Here is a 20,467-nt window from a genome sequence, read left to right as displayed (position 1 = left end):
GGGTGATAGTTATCAATAATTAGTAATATGTTTGGCAATCTCTTTTAGTAAATAGGTTTCGCGAATGATTGATAGCCCTTGCTTATCGCTGTTTGCTAGCGTTCGCTCATTATGAGCAATGGCATCATAAATATTAACCCATTTAGCAACCATGCCATTTTGTTGCTCATAATGTTCTAGTTGCGCTTGCCCTAATTGCGTATCAAGACTACAAAAATAGCAGTAAGACTTTATATGGATCACTGCATAATCATCTTTATACCAAGGGCGGTATTCTTCATAAAGGCCAAACTCACCGAGTACTTTGATGTTTTGTGCGCCAGTTTCTTCTTGTAGCTCGCGGATTAATCCTTGCTCTATGCTTTCACCTTCATCAATGCCGCCGCCAGGCAAGCTGAAATCTTCATAGCGGGCAGTGTACATTAATAAAATATCAGTGCCTTTTAAGGCAATAGCACGGCTCGTTAGGCGAGTAAATTGACGTGGCTCGCTGGCACTCACACTGGGATGAACGGTGCTTTTAAGTAAGCGCATCAGAATGTTCCTTAAAATTTAATTTAAAAATTATATCTCAAAAAAGATCTAAATCTATTTAGATAGCGTAAATTTCCAGTTAAGCATCGATTTTGTAGAATAAGGCAGTTAAGATGTGGGGCTGGGCAATGATAATAAGCATAGGGATTTATCATGTTAAACATACTGTTAGTTGATGATGATAGCGAGTTTAGTGATGTCGTTTGTCATATCGTAGAGTTTTTAGGACATAACATTAATACTGCTGCTAATTTAGCAGAGGCTGAGCAGTGGTTTGTAAATAATACCTTTGACCATGTATTGTTAGACTTTATGCTGCCTGATGGAAGTGGTTTACACTTGGTTGAGCACCTTAAAAGTATTGGTCAAAAACCAAAAATAACCCTTATTTCAGGTCATCCTTCAGTCAAAGGTAAGTTGGCTGAAATGTGTGAGCCTAACGTTGGTCATCTAGTTAAGCCCTTGCAGCGCGAAGATATTGAGCGCCTTCTCAACCCTAAAAAAACCACGGCTAAGAAAAAAGCCGAGCCAAGTATTAAAAAGCATTTTGGCACCTTAATAGGTGAATCGCCGCAAATGCAGCATTTGTATACCATGATTGAGCGCGTTGCTAACACCAACGCCAACGTAATGTTAATGGGTGAAAGTGGTGCTGGTAAAGAAGTTGTCGCACAAGCGATTCACAATGCTAGCGCATGTACAGGACCTTTGGTGGCTACTAACTGCGGTGCGTTATCGAAAGAACTTATTGGTAGCGAATTATTTGGCCATGAGAAAGGGGCTTTTACTGGTGCTATTGCCCGTAAAGACGGTGTATTTGAGCAAGCAACCGGCGGAACATTATTTCTAGACGAAGTGACTGAAATGCCAATAGATATGCAGCCTAATCTATTGCGCGTGTTAGAAACTAAAAAAGTAACCCGAGTAGGTGGCAGTAAAGAAAGTGCGGTAGATTGCCGAGTGATTTCTGCGACTAACCGTTCATTAGAAGATTTAGCGCAAAATAATGTTATTCGTGAAGATATCTACTTTCGGTTAGCGGTATTTCCTATTGATATTCCACCACTGCGTGAAAGAAAAGAAGATATTGCCTTATTAGCCAATGCTTTTTTAAATCAATTAAATGAAGAAAACAATACCGACTTTCAATGGCAAACTGCACAATTAAAGTTACTTGAAAGCTATGATTGGCCAGGCAATGTTCGAGAACTGCGCCACGGCATTCATCGTGCTTTTATTATGAGTGATCCAAAAGGTAAAGCGATTACTTTGCCAGATAACTTAGAGTCACCATTTTCACGAGTGAATAAGCAAACTCAAGCAAATCAAGTGACTGCAGGGCAAACTATTGAAGAAGTTGAAAAAGAGCTGATCCACGCTACGTTGGATAAAGTACAAGGTAATAAAACGCTTGCAGCGCAAATGCTAGGTATAAGTACTAAAACTTTATACAACCGTCTAAATGCCTATGGTGGTATTGGCGAATATAGCTAAATTAAACTCAAGTAATCAATAAAGGGGTAGCATGGCTAATAACGATAAAATCAATAAGTTGATTCATGATGCACGCGGACCACTGAATCGTATATCGATGAATGCAGAATTGATTAAATTAGTGCTAGAAAATGATATGCCAAAAGAAAAAGCATTGGCAGCACTTGATAAAATAATAAGTAATTGCCAGCAATGCAGTGACAGCTTAGAACAAATATCGAATCTCGGCGTCGTTGAATAAGATAATATAAAAGGATTATAAATGAAGCTGCAAAAGCAACAAGGTAAGGTCAAGGTAACCTGGGCCAGTTTTATCGCGGTGCTGCTGTGTATTGTGGTGGGGAATGCGATTTTGGCAATGAATACCATTCAAAGCCTGACTCAAACCCAACAGCGTTTAGATGATACTAATATGTTAAACACCGCAATTGAGAAGCTTCATCTTTCAATTGTGCAGGCAGAATCAGGACAACGTGGTTACTTATTAACGGGCGATAAAGATTATTTAGCACCCTACAACGACGCTATTATGCAGCTCAACTCACAAGCTACACTGGTTAAAAATTTACGTACTGAAATTGCAGGCCAAGCAGATAAAGTAGCGCGATTACTATTTTTGGTTGATGATAAAGTTGCGGTATTAACCAGAACCGTTGATTTAGCATTAGCAGATAAAGAACGCCGTGCTCATTATTTACTAGAGACGCATCAAGGCCGTAAGCTTTACGAGCAAATTAGAGAGCTCGCTGATGAAATTCAAGATGCGGAGTCTGCTTTTAAAGCTGTGCAGTTTCGAAAGTTAGGGCAAATTAAAAAAGAAGCCAAACTCACTTTTGCAATTACTGCCGTAACCAGTGCTTTATTGATCCTTGGTATGTTTATGCTCACGCGTATTAACTTACATACAGCGGCAAAATATCAGCAGGAACTTGAATATCAAAACGAAACACTGGCTAGTAAAGTGACCGAGCGTACACAAGAGCTGACCTTGTACTCTGATGAACTAAGTCGCAGTAACCGTGAGCTTGAAGAGTTTGCCTTTGTAGCGAGTCATGATTTGCAAGAGCCACTGCGCAAAATTCAAGCATTTAGTGATCGCTTAGAAACCATGTTTAAAGACGAATTGGGTGAAAAAGGCATTGATTATATCGCGCGTATGAAAAATGCAGCGCAAAGAATGTCTAATTTAATTAATGACTTGTTAGAGTTTTCGCGAGTGACAACACGTGGTAAAGACTTTGCCGATACGGATTTAAAGCAAGTACTTGATGATGTGCTAAGCGATTTAGAAATTGCGATTAAAGAGTCAAATGCGCAGGTCAACGTGGGCGAAATGCCAGTAATACAAGCAGATCTGAGCCAAATGCAGCAGCTATTTTTGAATTTGATTTCAAATGCGGTGAAATTTAGACGTCCAGATGTGGCACCAATTATCACTATTGAGTATCAGCATCAGACTGAATTTAATGATGATTATAATACAGAGCTGGAATGGCAAATCATTACAGTTAAAGATAACGGTATTGGTTTTGCGCCAGAATATACCGACAAAATTTTTGTTCCGTTTCAACGTCTGCATGGGCGTTCGCAATATAAAGGCACTGGGATTGGTTTATCCGTGTGCCGACGTATTGTAGAGCGTCACGGCGGTACGATAGCGGCACAAAGTGAAACCGGTGAGGGAGCAACCTTCATCATAAAACTACCTGTGGAAAGCGAGCTTTTCACATTGCAAGGAGAGGCTTAAATGCCATTTTCTAAAGTAAAGCCAATCACCATTTTAATGGCTGATGATGATGAAGATGATCGTTTATTAACGCAAGACGCACTCGCTGAAAGCCGTGTATTAAACGAGTTATACTTTGTTGAAGATGGTGTGGAGCTTTTGGAGTACCTAGAGCGTAAAGGTAAGTTTGAAGACAAAAACTCATCGCCACGACCTGGGTTGATTTTATTGGATTTGAATATGCCACGCATGGATGGACGCGAAGCGTTGCAAGCGATTAAAGGCAATTCAAACTTAAAAGGTATTCCTGTAGTTATTTTAACCACGTCTAAGCAAGAGGAAGACATGGTTAAGGGTTACGATTTAGGCGCGGCTTCATACATTACTAAACCAGTTACGTTTGATGGCTTAGTTGAACTAATGAAAACGTTAGGTAAGTACTGGGTGGAGTTTGTAGAGTTACCTAGTACGTTTAATGACTAAATAAAAAACTGGAGACGCTATGTTAGATAAGGCAACCAGACTGTTACTTGTTGAAGACGATGAAGATGATTATATTTTAACCTGTGATTATCTAGAGCAGCTGAGTTCGCATACATTTGATATAGAGTGGATCAGTGATCCCAAGCAGGCAGTTAAGGTGCTGAGTAAAAATCATCATGATATTTGCCTGCTTGATTACCGCTTAGGGGCTTCAGACGGCTTAGCAGTATTAAAACAAGCTGTAGAAAATGGTTTTAATGGCCCTATCATTATGCTCACCGGGCAATCAAACGACGCCCTTGATTTAGCCGCTTTGGATGCAGGAGCTGTTGATTACCTCGTAAAAAGTGAAATGAGCTCAAGTCGCTTTGCCCGCTCTATTCGCTACGCATTAGCCCGACGCGATGTTGAAGATGAACGCCTTGAACGACTTAAAGCAGAGGCTGAGAATCGTTCTAAAGACCGCTTTTTAGCACATTTAAGCCATGAGCTACGCACCCCGTTATCGTCAATCTTGGGCTATACCGAGTTGCTTATGCAAAGTGAATTTAACAATCATGCCAATAATGAGTTAGGGGTTATTTATCGTAATGGTAAGCATCTACTTAGCTTGTTAAATGATGTTCTCGATTTATCAAAAATAGCTGCCGATAAACTGGAGCTCAGCTGCAGTGATGTCAACCTTGATAGTTTAATGGCTGATGTGTTTACCTTAATGCGAGTATCTGCGCTGGATAAAGGGCTGTCGCTGCGTTTTGAGTCATTACAACCTTTGCCTCTTGTAATTAGTATTGATGCGACACGGTTTCGGCAAATTTTAATTAATATCATCAATAATGCGATTAAGTTCACCGAGCAAGGCGATATCATTGTTCACGCATGGACAAAAGTTATTGATGGCCGTGAAATGCTGTTTTTTAGTATTAAAGATTCTGGAATGGGTATTGCCCCTGAGAAACAAGCACTTATATTCAAACCATTTGAACAAATAGCCGATGTAGAATCGCGCTCAGTTGGCGGCGCGGGGTTAGGTTTAGCTATTTGCTCTGAATTGTTGAGTCGTATGCAGGGCGGGATCACATTAGAGTCTGCTATTGGTCATGGATCTGAATTTACTATTTCAGTGTATCCGGGCAATATTCAATATGTAGAGCGCAGTGTATTGAAGCTCGATTTGACACCTAATATGCAGCAAAAAATGGCCCCTTGTAAAGTCAGTGGCCGAGTATTGGTGGTTGATGATTTACGAGATTTACGGGTGTTAGTTGGGCATATGATCTCTTCTGCTGGTGCAAAGGTTGATTATGCTGAACACGGTAAGCAAGCACTTGATAAAGTAACTAAAGCACAACAGCAAGGTGATCCGTACGACATTATATTTTTAGATATTCATATGCCGGTGATGGGGGGCAAAGAAACTACGATTGAACTTAGAAAAATGGGTTTTAAGGGTGCGGTAATCGCGCTTACTGCTGCCACGATGAAAGGTATACATAGCGAGTTATTGGCGCTGGGCTTTAACGATGTGATAGGCAAACCTGTTGATTCAAGCTTACTTTATCAGTGCTTAACTAATTACTCTATGGCAGCTAATAAGCCCGTTGATAAATTAGCGCAACCAGCGCGAGTAAAAAGTTGTGCGCGTTTTTTATTGGTTGAAGATGATGCAGATGCGGCGCAAATCACCCAGTTATTACTGGAAAGTTTAGGGGTTGAAACCGTTGTTGCAACTAGTTATGAGCATACTTTAGCAATTCTAAAAAATGACTCTCAATTTGATAAAGTGTTATTAGATATGCATTTGCCTGATGGCAGTGGCTTGGATTTAGCTCGTTATACAAAGCAGTATTATCCAGATTTAAAGCGAGTAATCGTCAGTGGTATACAGCCAGAACCGAAGCAAATTGAACTCCTTGAGATAGAGCAAGTATTACTTAAACCGATTAATTTAGCATTACTAACCCAACTTATTGAGGGTTAGTAATAATTGATTGACGGACGATCAGTTCTGGCTCAAATAATGTTTGTAACGGTAATTCACCCTTACCGTAAACTTTGCTTAAAATCCACTTTGCTGCCATTTTTCCTATATCATTAATTGGGTAGTTAATAGTCGTTAGTGGCGGGTAAATATGACGGGTAAAAAATACGTTGTCATAACCCATGATCGACAATTGTTCGGGAAGCTTAATGCTATATTCTCGGGCTGTGGCCATTGCACCAATGGCCATTTCATCATTAGCACAAATTAAAGCTGTAAAAGCGTGGTTACTTTCATGGAATAACTTAAAACCTGCCGAGCCGCTGGTTTCCATAAAATCGCCTTGATAAAGCAATTGTTCATTAAATTCTAAGTCAAATTCAGCGAGAGCCTGTTTATGGCCGGTTAAGCGATCCTGAGCATCTTTTTTCCAAAGTGGCCCGCTAATGTAAGCTATGTCACGATGGCCTTGCTCAAGGACATACTTGGTTGCTAAATATCCACCTTTGATATTATTTAAAACGATACACCGATCGGCAAGCTCTGGGATCAAACGGTTGATCAGTACAAAGGGGGTGCTGCCTTTACTCAGTTCTATCAAGTAGTCGTCGCTGATGGCTTCAACATGTAAAATCAAGCCATCACAATTGCGACTAATTAAAAACTCAATCCCTTGCTGTTCACGATCGGCATCACTGTGGCCTGCGGTAATAATGACGTGTTTACCTTGATTACGAAACGCATTTTCAATGTCGCTCATCATCGGTCCATAAAATGGCCCGTGTAGCTCAGAAACGAGCAAGCCTACGCTATTCGAGCAATTAGATGCGAGAGATTGTGCTATGGAATTAGGCCGGTAACCAAGCTGTGTCATCGCAACGGTTACCTTTTTTCGCGTTGCATCACTGACATTAGTATTATTATTCATTACCCTTGAAACGGTCGCTAATGAGACCCCTGCAAGTTTTGACACCTCATAAATGGTCGCCATGATATTCCTTGTTAAGTACTACTTCTTTGGGCTAAATCAGCGTTTATTTTCTCTAAGGTATTATTATCAAGAATATACCTTTTCATGATCAACGCGACAAGTACACTACCAATTGCAGGAAACAGTGTAAACGAGGTTAAAATACCGACTTTAGTTGCTTCATTAAGCTCAGTGTTAGCTTGATAGCCATAGTAAGCCAGTAACCAACCAGCAATAGCTCCGCCCAGTGCCAGGCCTAGTTTAATAAAGAACACCACGCTTGCATAGACCAAGCCAGTTAGCCGATGGCCATTTTGCCATTGTCCGTAGTCAATTGCATCTGCCATTTTTGCCCATAACAATGGAGTTGCCATTTGGGTGAAAAAACACCATAAAAAATAGACTGCAAACGCGAGCACTAATTGGTCGTCAGATAAGAAAAATGCAAAACAGCTTATGGCCGCAGAGATGTATTGGAGATATATATATGCTGCTTTTTTGTCAACCCGTTTACTCAGTGGTTGTGCGCAGGCGCAGCCAAGAATATTACCGATCATTCCCAAGGTAACAAATTGCGTAACTAAGTCGGCTTCACCAAGAACATATTTTACGTAATAAATTGCTAAAGTCGTACGCAGCACCATACTCGTGAGCAGCATAATGGCAGCACCACAGAGTATTTTAAAAGGACCGTTTTGCCACAACGTTGCCATTTGTGCTTTGAGGCTAAGGGTTTGTTGCTGTGGTGCAACCACGCGTTCTTTAGTAAAGCGAAAGCAGAACAAAAATAATATCACACCGAAACAGCTCATCAGTATCATAGTAAGCTGATAGCCAAGAGCATTATCGCCTTTACCAAACCAGCTTACTAATGGCAATGTGCAAGCACTGACGAGTAAGCCACCGAGCATACCAAATACAAAACGATAAGATTGAATGGATACGCGTTCACTCGGATCGTGACTTAGTACTCCACCCAAAGCTGAATAAGGAATATTAATTGCGGTATAAACCAGCATTAATAGCGTATAGGTGACAAACGCGTAGATGACTTTTCCTGTCGCGTTTAAATCTGGTGTGGTAAAAGTAATTACACTAACCAGCCCAAACGGGATCGCGAGCCACAATAGGTAAGGCCGATAACTACCATATTTGGTTCGGGTTGCATCGGTGAGCGCCCCCATTAACGGATCGGTGATTGCATCAATAACTCGCACCACTAGGAACAGAGTACCAACGATGGCCGGAGAAATACCAAATATATCGGTATAGAAAAAAGTTAAAAATAGCATCACGGTTTGAAAAATGATGTTACTTGCAGTATCACCTAAGCCATAGGCTATTTTTTCTTTTCTAGTTAGCATAATTGGCACTCATGTTGTTATTATTTTTTGCGCTGTGTGAGCAATGCGCGATATTGTATTGCGCTCTCTTTTAGTATGCGTTGCTGGTTTTCATAATCAACATAAACGAGACCAAAGCGTTTTTCATAGCCGTATGCCCATTCAAAGTTATCCATTAAGCTCCATGCAAAATAGCCTTGTATATCAACTCCTTGCTCAACTGCGTCATGCACTGCATTGAGGTGGGTATGATAATAACTAACACGCTCTGTATCGAGTACTTGGCCATCTCGTAGTGTATCTGCCATGGCCGCACCATTTTCAGTTACATAAACTTTAGGTAGTTGGTATAGCTCATTTAATGATACTAACAACTCAGTTAAACCTTGTGGATAGACTTCCCAGCCCATGTCAGTCACAGCTATGTTGTCGATTTGTGCTTCGGCAAACCAGTTATCATCAGTGTTTTTGTAGTGTATGCGGGTATAGTAATTAACGCCAATAAAGTCGATTTTTTGACTTATTATCGCCATATCATCAGCAGCTATATGGGGTTGCACTTCACTACTGAGGCTATTTAAAAGCGCCGGATACTGACCTTCTAAAACTGCTTTGATATACCACTGATTGTGATATTGATCGGCTAATAATGCTGCTTGTGTATCGTTTTCTGTCAGTGGATAAGCTGGGCTGAAGTTAAGAACAATACCAGCTTCTATATTAGGGCAATTGGCGCGCAGTACTTGCATGGCAAGACCATGGGCTAACAATAAATGATGAGCCGCCTGACGACCTGCTTGTTGGCTTTTAATACCGGGGGCATGTACACCCACTTCATAGCCTAAATAGGCACTGCAAAAAGGTTCATTTAAAGTCGCATAAGAGTCAACTAAACCTGTCAACTGCTTGGTAACTAAATCAGTATAGTGAGCAAATGCATAGGCGGTGTCACGGTTTAACCAGCCACCGTTATCTTCCAAGTGCTGGGGTAGATCCCAGTGATATAAGGTGACATAGGTCTTGATATTGCGTGCTTTTAAAGCCGTTAATAAATCACGATAAAAGCCAATGCCTTGCTGATTAATACTGCCATCTTGATGCAATACGCGCGGCCATGAAATTGATAATCGGTACGCATCAACGGCTAAGTCAGCAATCATTGCGATATCTTGTTGCCATAGTTCAACATGGTTACAGGCTGTATCGCCATTGCTATTGTCGGTGATAGCTCCTGGCTGGTCACAAAAAGTATCCCAAATAGATGTCAGGCGGGCGCTGCGAGCTCCCTCAATTTGAAATGAGGCTGTGGCTACACCAAAGGTAAACTGAGGTTTAAGTAGCGCAGAGCTAGGCGGCAGAGAAATAGTTTTAAACACGATTAGGTGCATCCTTTAACATTCAGTTTTGGCAATTACTTTTACATTAAGCACAGCATAGTTATTAAAAATGGAAGCGCTTGCAGAATGTTTGTAAATAAATTGCTAATTTTGATTTATATGATATAAATGTAAGCGCTTACATTTTATGTTGCAACTATTATTTGCTTTTTTTAAGTAATGAAAAAGTACTTTAATAAACGTAACGAACTGATAATTAAAATAATTAGAGAGTTTAATATGGCAAACGTCACACACAATTTGGCAACGAATGAACATAGCCTACAACCAATGGGCAAACAAACGTTTGCTTTAACGTCGTTGACCACCTTATTTTTTATGTGGGGGTTTATTACGTGTCTAAACGATATTCTGATCCCCTATTTAAAAGGGATGTTTTCACTCAATTATACCCAAGCGATGCTAATCCAATTTTGTTTCTTTGGGGCTTATTTTGTGATGTCGATACCCGCTGGTAAGTTGGTGAGTAAAATAGGTTATCAATTTGGCATTGTGGTGGGCTTAGTGGTAGCAGCGGTTGGTTGTGCATTATTCTATCCCGCAGCCGTAGCGCATGTTTATGAGCTATTTTTATTGGCGCTATTTGTACTGGCTTCGGGTATTACCATCTTACAAGTGTCAGCCAATCCATACGTAAGTGTACTTGGCGCAGCAAAAACAGCGTCGTCGCGTTTAACCATGACCCAAGCATTTAATTCGTTAGGTACTACGGTTGCGCCAATCTTTGGTGGCTGGCTTATTCTAACTGAAGTCAGCCAAGCAACCGCAGAGCAAGTTAAACTTCCTTATTTAATGCTTTCAGCAAGCTTGCTGGTACTTGCGGTGATTTTTGCTTTTTTAAAATTACCTAAACTTGGCAAAGCAGCTGATGCTGAGAGTGAAAATCAATATGTTGAGAACTTTATTGATTTAGGTAGTGTTTGGCAGTATCGCCATTTAATTTTAGGAGCCATTGGCATTTTTGTTTATGTCGGTGCTGAAGTCGCAATCGGCAGCTTTTTAGTAGGCTTTTTAACCTTAGACCATATTGCGGGTTTTACTGAGCAGCAAGCCGCACATTATATTAGTTATTACTTCGCGGGCGCCATGATAGGACGCTTTATTGGTGCTGCCATCATGCAAAAACTCAATGCAGGTAAGGTATTGGCATGTCATGCATTACTTGCCGTGGTACTGGTGTTAATGGCGATGACAGGACAAGGGGCATTAGCAATGTGGGCTATTTTGTTGGTCGGACTATGTAACTCAATTATGTTCCCAACCATCTTCAGTTTAGCCCTACAAGGCCTTGGCAAATATACCTCTCAGGGTTCAGGTATTTTATGCTTAGCCATTGTCGGTGGTGCAATTATTCCATTATTACAAGGCGTCCTAGCTGACAATTTTGGTGTGCAATTAGCACTATTACTGCCGATCGGCTGCTATTTATATATTACTTACTTTGCGCTATTTGGCTCAAAAGTAACAACTTCAACTCGTCATTGATAACTAGGTGGACAACATGACAATAACAAAACCACGTACTCTTTTGGTAATGATGATTGCAGCAATGGCGATGAATGGCTGTTCGCAATCAGAACAAACAGCAGCGACCAATGAGATTTGGCCGATGATCAAAAGCGGTGTTAAAGACGATGCCAATATGGAGCAAAAAATTGCTGACTTGCTCGGCTCAATGAGCTTAGAGCAAAAAGTAGCCCAGATGATCCAACCTGAAATTCGCGATATTACAGTGGAAGATATGCGTCAATATGGTTTTGGTTCTTACCTTAATGGCGGTGGGGCTTTTCCTAATAATAATAAACATGCCACGGCTGCTGATTGGATTGAACTAGCCGAAAAAATGTACCAAGCATCAGTAGATGATTCCCTTGATGGTAGCCGTATCCCAACTATGTGGGGAACCGATGCAGTTCATGGTCATAATAATGTTATTGGTGCGACGTTATTTCCGCACAATATCGGTTTAGGTGCGGCTAACAATCCACAGTTGATTGAAAAAATTGCTGCAGCGACCGCCCAAGAAGTGATGGTAACCGGTATTGATTGGGTGTTTGCACCTACCGTTGCTGTGGTACGAGATGACCGCTGGGGCCGTACTTATGAAGGGTATTCAGAAGATCCACAAATTGTTAGAGATTACTCAGCCGCAATAGTAAAAGGCTTACAAGGCGCAGTTGATCAAGACTTTTTATCAGATAAACGGGTGATCAGTACGGTTAAGCATTTTATTGGTGATGGTGGTACACAAGGCGGTGATGACCAAGGTAATAATATTACCAGCGAAGCAGAGTTATTTACCATTCATGCGCAAGGTTATGTGGGAGGCTTAGGTGCTGGAGCACAAACAGTTATGGCGTCGTTTAATAGCTGGCATGGCGAAAAAATCCATGGCAGTAAATATCTCTTAACTGATGTGCTAAAAGGCAAAATGGGTTTTGATGGCTTTGTTGTGGGTGATTGGAATGGTCATGGACAAATTCCTGGTTGTACCAATGGAAACTGTGCACAAGCCGCTAATGCAGGCCTTGATGTATACATGGTGCCTACTGATGCATGGAAGCCACTTTATGAAAACCTTATCGCACAAGTTAACAATGGCACAATTGCGCAATCACGAATTGATGATGCGGTAACGCGTATTCTGAGAGTAAAAATGCGTGCGGGTTTATTTGAAAAACCAAGTCCTGCAAATCGTCCACTTTCAGGAAAAACAGAGGTCATTGGTAGTGCTGAACATCGTAAAATCGCAAAACAAGCAGTTCGCGAATCTTTAGTACTCCTAAAAAACAAACAACAGTTACTGCCGCTTTCGCCAAAAGCAAATGTGTTAGTAGCCGGTCTAGGTGCTGATAATATCGGTATGCAATCTGGCGGTTGGAGCATTACTTGGCAAGGTACGGGGAATCAGAATAGCGATTTTCCAGGTGGCACGTCGATTTTGGATGGTATTGAACACACTGTTAAGCAAGCGGGCGGGCAAGTTCAGTATGACTTAAACGGTGAGTTCAATACTCGTCCAGATGTCGCTATTGTAGTATTTGGTGAGCAACCTTACGCAGAAGGCAATGGGGATTTAGATAATCTTGAATATCAGCGGGGTAATAAAACGGATTTAGCGCTACTGCGAAAATTCAAGCAAGCCGGTATTCCCGTTGTATCGTTATTTATTAGCGGCCGCCCAATGTGGGTAAACGCAGAGCTTAATGCCAGTGATGCGTTTGTTGCGACGTGGTTGCCAGGTAGCGAAGGGGATGCAATTAGCGATGTGTTATTTGCAAATGTAGATGGCTCAGTAAATCATGATTTTAAAGGCAAGCTGTCGTTTTCTTGGCCGAATAACCCAGTTGATAACGAAAATCGTGGTGATAAAGATTATTCGCCATTATTACCGTATGGTTTTGGCTTAACTTATTCAGATAAAAACACCTTACAAGATGATCTTGTTGAACAAATGGGAACGTCACAACAGCTTGATGATTTAGTCTTGTTTGAGCGCGCGGTTAAAGCGCCATGGAGTCTGCATTTACAAAGTGGTGAGCAGCAAAAAGTGATGGCAAGTAGTCGCGAATCAATCGGAGCTGTTAGCGTTAAAACCTTTGATAAAGACGTTCAAGAAGATGCGCGTGCAATTACCTTCAGCGGCGATGAACTAGCAGCAGTGCGTTTAAGTGCGGCATTCCCATCTGATTTACGTTCGTTTGTTGAAAAAGCAGGGCAGTTACAAATGCAAATTAAGGTTGAGCAAAGTGCCGATGCCCCGCTTTGGCTTGGTATGCAATGTGGTGATGATTGCCAAGGTAAATTGGATATTGCTAAGCAGCTAAATGCAACCAATGAATGGCAGACTTTAAGCATTGATTTACGGTGTTTTTCACAGCAAGGTGTTAATTTAGGGCAAGTATTCTCACCTTGGCAGTTAAGTACAGCTGCGCCATGGCAGGTATCGATTGCGAAACTCAACATCACCAGCGAGCATGTATCTACTGAGGTTATTTCATGCCAGTAATGCCTTTGTTAGGCTTAACACCACTGACATCGATCTAGATAAATAGCAATACGAAATTAATTGCCAATAAACGTCATAAAAAGTAGTCTAGGCTGCTTTTTATTGAATAGGAAAGATCGAAATGAAACCAGTGAATCCATCAAAAGTCATTTGTATTGGTCGTAACTATGCTGCGCATATTACTGAGCTTGGTAATCAAGTGGCAGACGAAATGGTGGTGTTTTTAAAGCCGCCAAGCGCGATAACAAATACCTTAATGTGTACTCATAAGGATGAGCAATTACATTTTGAGACTGAAATTTGTTTTCAAGTTAACAATGGCTGTTTAGCTGCTGTGGCGGTGGGACTGGATTTAACTAAGCGAGATTTACAGAGTAAATTAAAAGCCAGCGGTTTACCGTGGGAACGCGCGAAAGCCTTTGATGGCTCTGCATTGTTTAGTGAGTTTGTACAAATAGACGAACAAGCTATTGAGCATTTAAGTTTAACCTTACTGATAGATAATAAGGTGCGACAACAAGGCGGCGTAGAGTTAATGCTTTATAAACCCGCGGTTATTTCAGCCCAAGTTAGTGAGTTTATGACTTTAATTGATGGCGATATTATTATGACTGGCACACCTGCAGGAGTAGGAGCTGTGAACGCAGGAAGTACATTTATTGCTCAGTTACACTTGGGCTCAGACTTATTGGTTCAGCAAGAGTGGTTGGCTGAGTAAGTTTTAATATCTGTTGTTGATATTGTTGATCAAAATCCGCAAAGGTATTTTCAAGCAATACACGCTGTGTTTGCTGGTACTTTGCAGACGGCAGTATGCTATTTGTTAGCACTCGATTTATTTTTTTTAAGGCATTATTAGCAAAATTATTAGGGGCATTGGTTGAGCAGCCAATCGCACCTAAAACCAGCTTATCGGCGTGATCGGCAATAGGTAAGGTTACTACATTATCAAATTCGCTGAAGCGGTTGTAGTAATCGGCTAAAAAAGGATAGTCGATAGTGTAATCAATATACCCATGATTGAGCCGATTGATCACCGAGCTGCTTTCGTTTTCACTGTTCCAACTTAATGATGTATGTTGGTCGCTTTTAGTATTTCGAGCGATGGTATTTAACTCTGGAGTAAATTTACGCGCAGCGGATTGGCCAAAAATAAATTTATTATCTGTCAGTAGTTTAACTAAATTTATCGGTGAACTGTGTTGTTGGCTAATTACTTTCGCTGTTTTAGCTGAGGCAATGATAGCAAATGGTGGGTACACCGTTGTTGGCACCGAATAGATCACTCGGGGGGTGTTAACTTTACGGTGGATCATACAAGGGTAACATGCTTGTTGACCTTCATCGAGGTACTTGCCTATACGTTTTTGCGGCAACATTTCGCGGGTATGCTCTATATCGGGTAACTCAATGATGAGCTGTTCGACTAAGTAATCACATAAGCCTCCATCTGGAGTTTGCGCTGTTTTAGCCAGATGAAAAGGCGCCGCATCACTTTGGAGCCAAGTTATGTGAGTTACTTCATCGGTATTATTAGCAAGTACATAGGTGCTTGAAAAAAAAGAGAATAATGTAACGAAGTAATAGACAATACGCATAGCTATATTTACTTTATCCGCTAACAATTTAAATCGAGTATACAATAACTAATATTTTGCGCTACTAAAGGATGGTAAATTATTGCATTAAGTTAATTTTTTAATGCTGTAGTGGTGTTTTTTTGATTCACTATTTGTGAGTAGGTTGTTTTTCAAGTGTTTTAATCTGGTGGAAAGCCCAAGCATTGATAATGATTGGGCTTTATTGATTAAAATGGCATTGGGTATTGCTTAAATACATTACCAATATCAGTTAAAGCTTGTTCGCTTAATTCGATGTTGAACGCGGCAATGTCATCTTTTAGTTGTACTAAGCTGGTTGCACCAATAATTGAAGAAGTAACACCATCAACTTGGTCACACCATGCAAGCGCTAATTGTGCTGGGGTTATTTGGTATTGCTGGGCAATTTCAACATAGTGGCTGATTGCTTGTTGCGATTGTGCTGTGTCACGGAATAAACCATTACGCTGCACCAGTGTCCAGCGGCTACCATCGGGACGTGCGCCATTTAAATATTTTCCACTTAACATACCGCCTGCTAAGGGTGACCAAGGTAAATAAGCAATATCTTCGTGAATACATTGCTCTATTAGATAAGGCCAATCTTTAGCGTGTAATAAACTAAATTCATTTTGAATAGAGACCATGCGCGGTAAATTGTGTTGTTCACTTAATCGTAAAAATTGGCTAATACCCCATGGCGTGTCGTCAGAGAGACCACAATGTTTAATTTTACCAGCTTTAACACAGTCGTTTAAACCTTCAAGAATATCGAGCATACCCGCTGTGTGTTGCTCTGTATTGGCGTCACTAAAACGGATCATACCTGGCCATTGTTTGCTAAAGTGCGGTGATTGACGATTCGGCCAATGTAGTTGGTATAAATCAATTACATCGGTTTGTAGGCGTTTTAATGACTCGTCAACTGCATGAACGACTGCTTGACGAGTAATATCGCCGCCATCGCGTATCCAAGCTAGGCCATTGCCAGCAATTTTAGTGGCGAGCACAATATCGTCTCGCTTACTTGGATTACGCGCTAACCAATTACCGATAATTTGCTCTGTTTTTCCGTACGTATCTGGAGTGGGAGGGATGGCATACATTTCTGCAGTATCAATGAAGTTTACGCCATGCTCTAAGGCATAAGCAATTTGCTCATCAGCATCTGCTTGATTATTTTGTACGCCCCACGTCATGCTGCCTAAGCATACACGAGACACATTGAGACCACTGCTACCAAGTGGGTTGTAACGCATAATGATTCCTTACTTTTATGATTCTCGGCTGTACTTATGTAATGCAGCCAATAATGGCTCACTTAATTGTGCTTTCTTACCCGTTTTAAAATTAAACATCACCACTTGCGATGACCCTAATGTAGTCAAGGCATTTTGCGCTTGGCTAAATACTCTGTAGTGCATCATAAAACGGTCTTTTTGAATATCACTGATGGTAACGCCTACCAACACTGTATCAGGAAATGTGACAGGGCGTTTATAACGCGCGTTATTTTCACTGATCACAGGACCAATACCTGTTGTTTGTAAATCTTCGAGTAAATTTATTTGATTAAAAAAATCAATTCGAGCAGTTTCAAAATAACGAAAATACACCACATTATTGACATGTTGTAAGGCATCCATTTCTCCCCAAGCAACATTAATTGCTGTATGGATAGGATGTTGTTCTATGAATGATTGCATATTCGACAGCTCTTTAAAGTAAAAACGTAGATTAGCAATTGGTGCTGTTTAGCTCAAGATAATTAGGAAAACAGTGAAAATGTGCTAGTTTTAGTAGTTCACGGTTACGTAAATGAATACTTTAATCTGATTTAAAGGAGCTAATTATGAATACAGTGACAGCAAAAATAATGAAACGCTTAGCGCTACTGGTGGTGATCTGTTTGGCATTAGTTTGTTATGCGATGGGCAATGCTTCTGGGATGGTGATACTAATCGTAGTTGGTTTTATTTTAGAAGGTGCTTTTTGGTTATTCGGTGCGAGGTTATTTAATCGTAAAAAATCTTCACAGCAAGAATCATCGAGCTGATGACTTGCTAATAAATCAAACTTAATGAATAATAACTGTTCATTTGTACAGTGCTTGGTTTGAGGAATGAAAAAGTTTATTCATATTGACATGGATTGCTTTTACTCAGCGGTCGAAATGCGCGATAACCCCGCGCTTGCTAATGTACCTTTGGCAATTGGTGGCAATAGTCGCCGTGGAGTGCTCTCTACAGCAAATTACATCGCCCGCGAATACGGTGTGCGATCTGCGATGTCTAACTACCGTGCTAAACAATTATGCCCAGATTTAGTGATTGTACCAGGGCGTATGCAAGTTTATAAACAAGCCTCTTCGCAAATTCGTGCTGTATTTAAGCACTATACCGATCTTATAGAGCCTCTTTCTTTAGATGAAGCTTACCTTGATGTGACTGACAGTAATGCATGCCATGGTAGTGCGACCTTAATGGCAGAGCAGATTCGCGCCGATATTTTTGCAGCCACCGGTTTAACTGCTTCGGCTGGAATTGCGCCGATAAAATTTATTGCCAAAATTGCCAGTGATGAAAATAAACCGAATGGTCAATTTGTAGTATTGCCTGAGCAAGTGGATGACTTTTTAGCGCAATTACCTTTGGGTAAAATACCCGGGGTCGGTAAGGTTACCCTTGAAAAACTCAATTTAAAAGGCTTATACACCGGTGCTGATGTGCGCGCTAAAGGGGTTAATTGGATGCAGCAACACGTTGGTAACTTTGGGGTCTCGCTGTATCAAAAATGTGCCGGTTTACATATTGGTAAAGTATCCACAGAACGTACCCGTAAATCGCTCAGTGTTGAGCATACCTACGAATATAATAAAACCAGCTTACAAGCGTGTTTAGATCAATTGCCAATATTATTGGCTGAGCTTCAACGTCGATTAACAAAGCAGCAATTAGAGCAACGTATAAATAAACTCAGTGTCAAAGTGAAGTTTGCTAATTTTGTGGTTACATCGGCCGATCAAACTTGCCACCGACTTGATGAAACTATCTTGGCTGAGCTGCTGAGCAAAGCATATCAACGTGGCTTGCAGCAGCCAGTGCGGTTACTCGGTGTAGGGGTCGGTGTTAAAAATGAACCGCAGCAACATGTACAGCTGAGTATATTAGACTAAGATACTGCGCGCTATTTGCTTCAATCAACGATAAGTGGGCAGTGAGTAACTGCTTTATTTTACACTGTAACTCCAAGTTGCCAGCGTTATGTTAGCTCGTCGTACATTGCTGGCAATAGCTATTTAAATCAATGATAATAAGCTCCTACGTTTTTTGACAACAGGACCTTTTTTTATGGCATATCCTCACGCAGTTGCAGCCCCGCAATTAGATAACGCAAAACATGATGCGCTTATTATTATTGCCGATAATTTTTCTGAGTTAGACGATCCGAATCTAAGCCAAGCTATTAAAGCGCAAATGGCGGTTGATGCACGTATTGGTAAGCAAGTCACGCTGCTTGTTGTTGATTCTAAACGGGTGATTTTAGCGCCGACAGGTCCATTAAATCGTGATTATGACGATGTACGTCGTTATTTTGATGCAGCTAAATTGGCTATTAATGAAGCTAAAGCATCAGGCAGTACAAAACCTGCTATTTACTTACCACAAGCAAGCCAAGATAGCCGTTATCAGTATGCCTTAGAAGTTGCTTATCTTGGTGCTTGCCAAGCGTTGTGGCAGCCGCTTGAGGCGCGCGAGTTTCATGGCGAAAGCATTGAACCGATCACTCAAATAGCCTTGTTTGGTGCTAATGAGCAAACAATTAAAGCAGTGAATGCCATTGCCGCAGGGCAGTATGCTGCTCGTGATTTATGTGGCACTGAGCCTGAGCGTATGGCGCCACCACGTTTTGCTGATTACTGTGTGGATTTATTTAAAGGCAGCAAGGTCAATGTTGCAGTGATTGCAGATATTGCCACGATTGATAAAGAGTACCCGATGATGAGTACCGTAGCTCGCGCTTCATATGCGGTTGAGCGTCATCACCCTCGGGTTGTAAAACTTGAATATGTACCAGAGGGCGAAGTAACACGTACCTTAATGTTTGTCGGTAAAGGCTTAGTATATGACACCGGTGGTGCCGATTTGAAAGTGGGCGGGCATATGGCCGGTATGAGCCGTGATAAAGGCGGCGCAGCCTCTGTTGCTGGTTTTATGAAATCAGTGGCAGACTTTCAACCACAAGGCGTTAAAGTTATTGCATACTTAGCGGTAGTTCGTAACTCAATTGGTTCTGATTGTTTTGTACCAGATGAAATTATTACTAGCCGTGAGGGCGTACGTGTTCGCATCGGTAATACGGATGCAGAAGGGCGCTTAGCTATGGGGGATTTACTCAGCGAGATGAAAGATTTAGCAAAAGGAGAAGTTAATCCTGAAATCTTTACGGTCGCAACCTTAACCGGACATGCAGCTCGTGCAATGGGACCTTACAGTGCATACGTTGAAAATGGCCCTGCACGTGCGGCTAATATTTCTCGTAAGCTGGCTGACAGTGGTGACTTATGGGCTGATGGTGCAGAAGTTTCTCGCAGCCGTCGCGAAGACTATGATTTTATTAAACCGCGTACTTTAGCTGATGACGTATTATCAAGTAACAATGCAGCATCAGCAGTTACCGCACGTGGTCATCAGTTCCCTATGGCATTTTTAGCTATTGTTGGTGGCCTTGATAAGCATGGTTGTGAGTCAGCACAGCCTTTACCTTATGTGCATATGGATATTGCCGGTAGTGGTGTTGAAGGTGGTGATTGGCAGCACGGTAAACCAACTGCAGCAGGCCTAAGCAGTTTATTTGCTCGTTACTGCTTATAATAAGCAGTATTAAATACAACAGCCCCGTTATATAAAATGACGGGGCTTTTTTGTA

At 41.2% G+C, this 20,467-nt stretch carries 18 protein-coding genes; 11 read left to right on the top strand and 7 right to left on the bottom strand.

The annotated features are described in order from the left end of the window. Positions 1-12: 12 nt before the first annotated feature. Positions 13-534 carry an NUDIX hydrolase gene (locus tag FW757_RS02985; protein ID WP_182761533.1) on the bottom strand — a complete coding sequence of 174 codons (522 nt, stop codon included), beginning with the start codon at positions 532-534 and terminating at the stop codon, positions 13-15. Positions 535-687: 153 nt separating this feature from the next. Between FW757_RS02985 and FW757_RS02980 the strand changes: the two genes are divergently transcribed. From FW757_RS02980 to FW757_RS02960, 5 genes are read left to right on the top strand one after another with little or no spacing between them, the layout of a single operon-like run. Beyond that, positions 688-2,028 carry a sigma-54-dependent transcriptional regulator gene (locus tag FW757_RS02980; protein WP_145241198.1) on the top strand — a complete coding sequence of 447 codons (1,341 nt, stop codon included), beginning with the start codon at positions 688-690 and terminating at the stop codon, positions 2,026-2,028. A 31-nt stretch (positions 2,029-2,059) separates the two neighbouring features. Continuing rightward, the gene (locus FW757_RS02975; protein WP_145241196.1) at positions 2,060-2,269 is read left to right on the top strand and encodes a histidine kinase; all 210 of its coding nucleotides are present in this window, start codon (positions 2,060-2,062) and stop codon (positions 2,267-2,269) included. A 21-nt stretch (positions 2,270-2,290) separates the two neighbouring features. Further along, a complete protein-coding gene (locus tag FW757_RS02970) occupies positions 2,291-3,775 on the top strand; it encodes a sensor histidine kinase (RefSeq protein ID WP_149981220.1) in 1,485 nt (494 codons plus the stop codon). After that, a complete protein-coding gene (locus FW757_RS02965; RefSeq protein ID WP_145241192.1) occupies positions 3,776-4,237 on the top strand; it encodes a response regulator in 462 nt (153 codons plus the stop codon). 19 nt (positions 4,238-4,256) lie between these two features. Next, a complete protein-coding gene (locus tag FW757_RS02960) occupies positions 4,257-6,218 on the top strand; it encodes a hybrid sensor histidine kinase/response regulator (protein WP_182718296.1) in 1,962 nt (653 codons plus the stop codon). On the opposite strand, the gene FW757_RS02955 is transcribed toward FW757_RS02960, so the two are convergent. The 3 genes from FW757_RS02955 to FW757_RS02945 are packed head-to-tail and all read right to left on the bottom strand — an operon-like array spanning position 6,205 to position 9,919. Beyond that, on the bottom strand, positions 6,205-7,209 hold the full coding sequence (locus FW757_RS02955) for a LacI family DNA-binding transcriptional regulator (RefSeq protein ID WP_182718297.1): 1,005 nt from the start codon (positions 7,207-7,209) through the stop codon (positions 6,205-6,207). The genes FW757_RS02960 and FW757_RS02955 overlap by 14 nt on opposite strands. A gap of 11 nt (positions 7,210-7,220) precedes the next feature. Beyond that, complete coding sequence (locus FW757_RS02950) at positions 7,221-8,552, bottom strand: glycoside-pentoside-hexuronide (GPH):cation symporter (protein ID WP_182784166.1); 1,332 nt, start codon at positions 8,550-8,552, stop codon at positions 7,221-7,223. A 20-nt stretch (positions 8,553-8,572) separates the two neighbouring features. Next, on the bottom strand, positions 8,573-9,919 hold the full coding sequence (locus FW757_RS02945; RefSeq protein WP_182794694.1) for a GH1 family beta-glucosidase: 1,347 nt from the start codon (positions 9,917-9,919) through the stop codon (positions 8,573-8,575). A 279-nt stretch (positions 9,920-10,198) separates the two neighbouring features. On the opposite strand from FW757_RS02945, the gene FW757_RS02940 reads away from it, so the two are divergent. From FW757_RS02940 to FW757_RS02930, 3 genes are all read left to right on the top strand, one after another. After that, entirely contained in the window at positions 10,199-11,413 is a 1,215-nt protein-coding gene (locus FW757_RS02940) for a sugar MFS transporter (protein ID WP_259400359.1), read from the top strand. Between the two features lie 16 nt (positions 11,414-11,429). Then, entirely contained in the window at positions 11,430-13,937 is a 2,508-nt protein-coding gene (locus FW757_RS02935) for a glycoside hydrolase family 3 protein (protein ID WP_446440842.1), read from the top strand. Between the two features lie 121 nt (positions 13,938-14,058). Next, positions 14,059-14,655, top strand: coding sequence for a fumarylacetoacetate hydrolase family protein (locus tag FW757_RS02930; protein WP_182761538.1), 597 nt, complete (start codon positions 14,059-14,061; stop codon positions 14,653-14,655). Here FW757_RS02930 and FW757_RS02925 read toward each other — a convergent pair. From FW757_RS02925 to FW757_RS02915, 3 genes are all read right to left on the bottom strand, one after another. Next, positions 14,594-15,535, bottom strand: coding sequence for an ABC transporter substrate-binding protein (locus FW757_RS02925; RefSeq protein ID WP_182761539.1), 942 nt, complete (start codon positions 15,533-15,535; stop codon positions 14,594-14,596). The two genes, FW757_RS02930 and FW757_RS02925, sit on opposite strands and share 62 nt — an antisense overlap. A 209-nt stretch (positions 15,536-15,744) precedes the next feature. After that, positions 15,745-16,797, bottom strand: a complete 1,053-nt coding sequence (locus tag FW757_RS02920; protein ID WP_149981211.1) for an aldo/keto reductase — start codon at positions 16,795-16,797, stop codon at positions 15,745-15,747. Between the two features lie 15 nt (positions 16,798-16,812). Then, a complete protein-coding gene (locus FW757_RS02915; protein ID WP_182718304.1) occupies positions 16,813-17,244 on the bottom strand; it encodes an acyl-CoA thioesterase in 432 nt (143 codons plus the stop codon). Positions 17,245-17,390: 146 nt separating this feature from the next. Between FW757_RS02915 and FW757_RS02910 the strand changes: the two genes are divergently transcribed. The 3 genes from FW757_RS02910 to FW757_RS02900 all read left to right on the top strand — a co-directional run bounded on the left by FW757_RS02910 (position 17,391) and on the right by FW757_RS02900 (position 20,412). Then, on the top strand, positions 17,391-17,594 hold the full coding sequence (locus FW757_RS02910) for a hypothetical protein (protein WP_259398497.1): 204 nt from the start codon (positions 17,391-17,393) through the stop codon (positions 17,592-17,594). A 66-nt stretch (positions 17,595-17,660) separates the two neighbouring features. Further along, positions 17,661-18,713 carry a DNA polymerase IV gene (dinB, locus tag FW757_RS02905; RefSeq protein WP_446440841.1) on the top strand — a complete coding sequence of 351 codons (1,053 nt, stop codon included), beginning with the start codon at positions 17,661-17,663 and terminating at the stop codon, positions 18,711-18,713. 175 nt (positions 18,714-18,888) lie between these two features. After that, a complete protein-coding gene (locus FW757_RS02900; protein WP_182718306.1) occupies positions 18,889-20,412 on the top strand; it encodes a M17 family metallopeptidase in 1,524 nt (507 codons plus the stop codon). Positions 20,413-20,467 lie beyond the last annotated feature (55 nt).

The organism is Pseudoalteromonas sp. 1181_04 (assembly GCF_052850545.1).
Note: the sequence above shows the minus strand (reverse complement) of the source record. Positions and strands in the feature narration are given on the sequence as shown.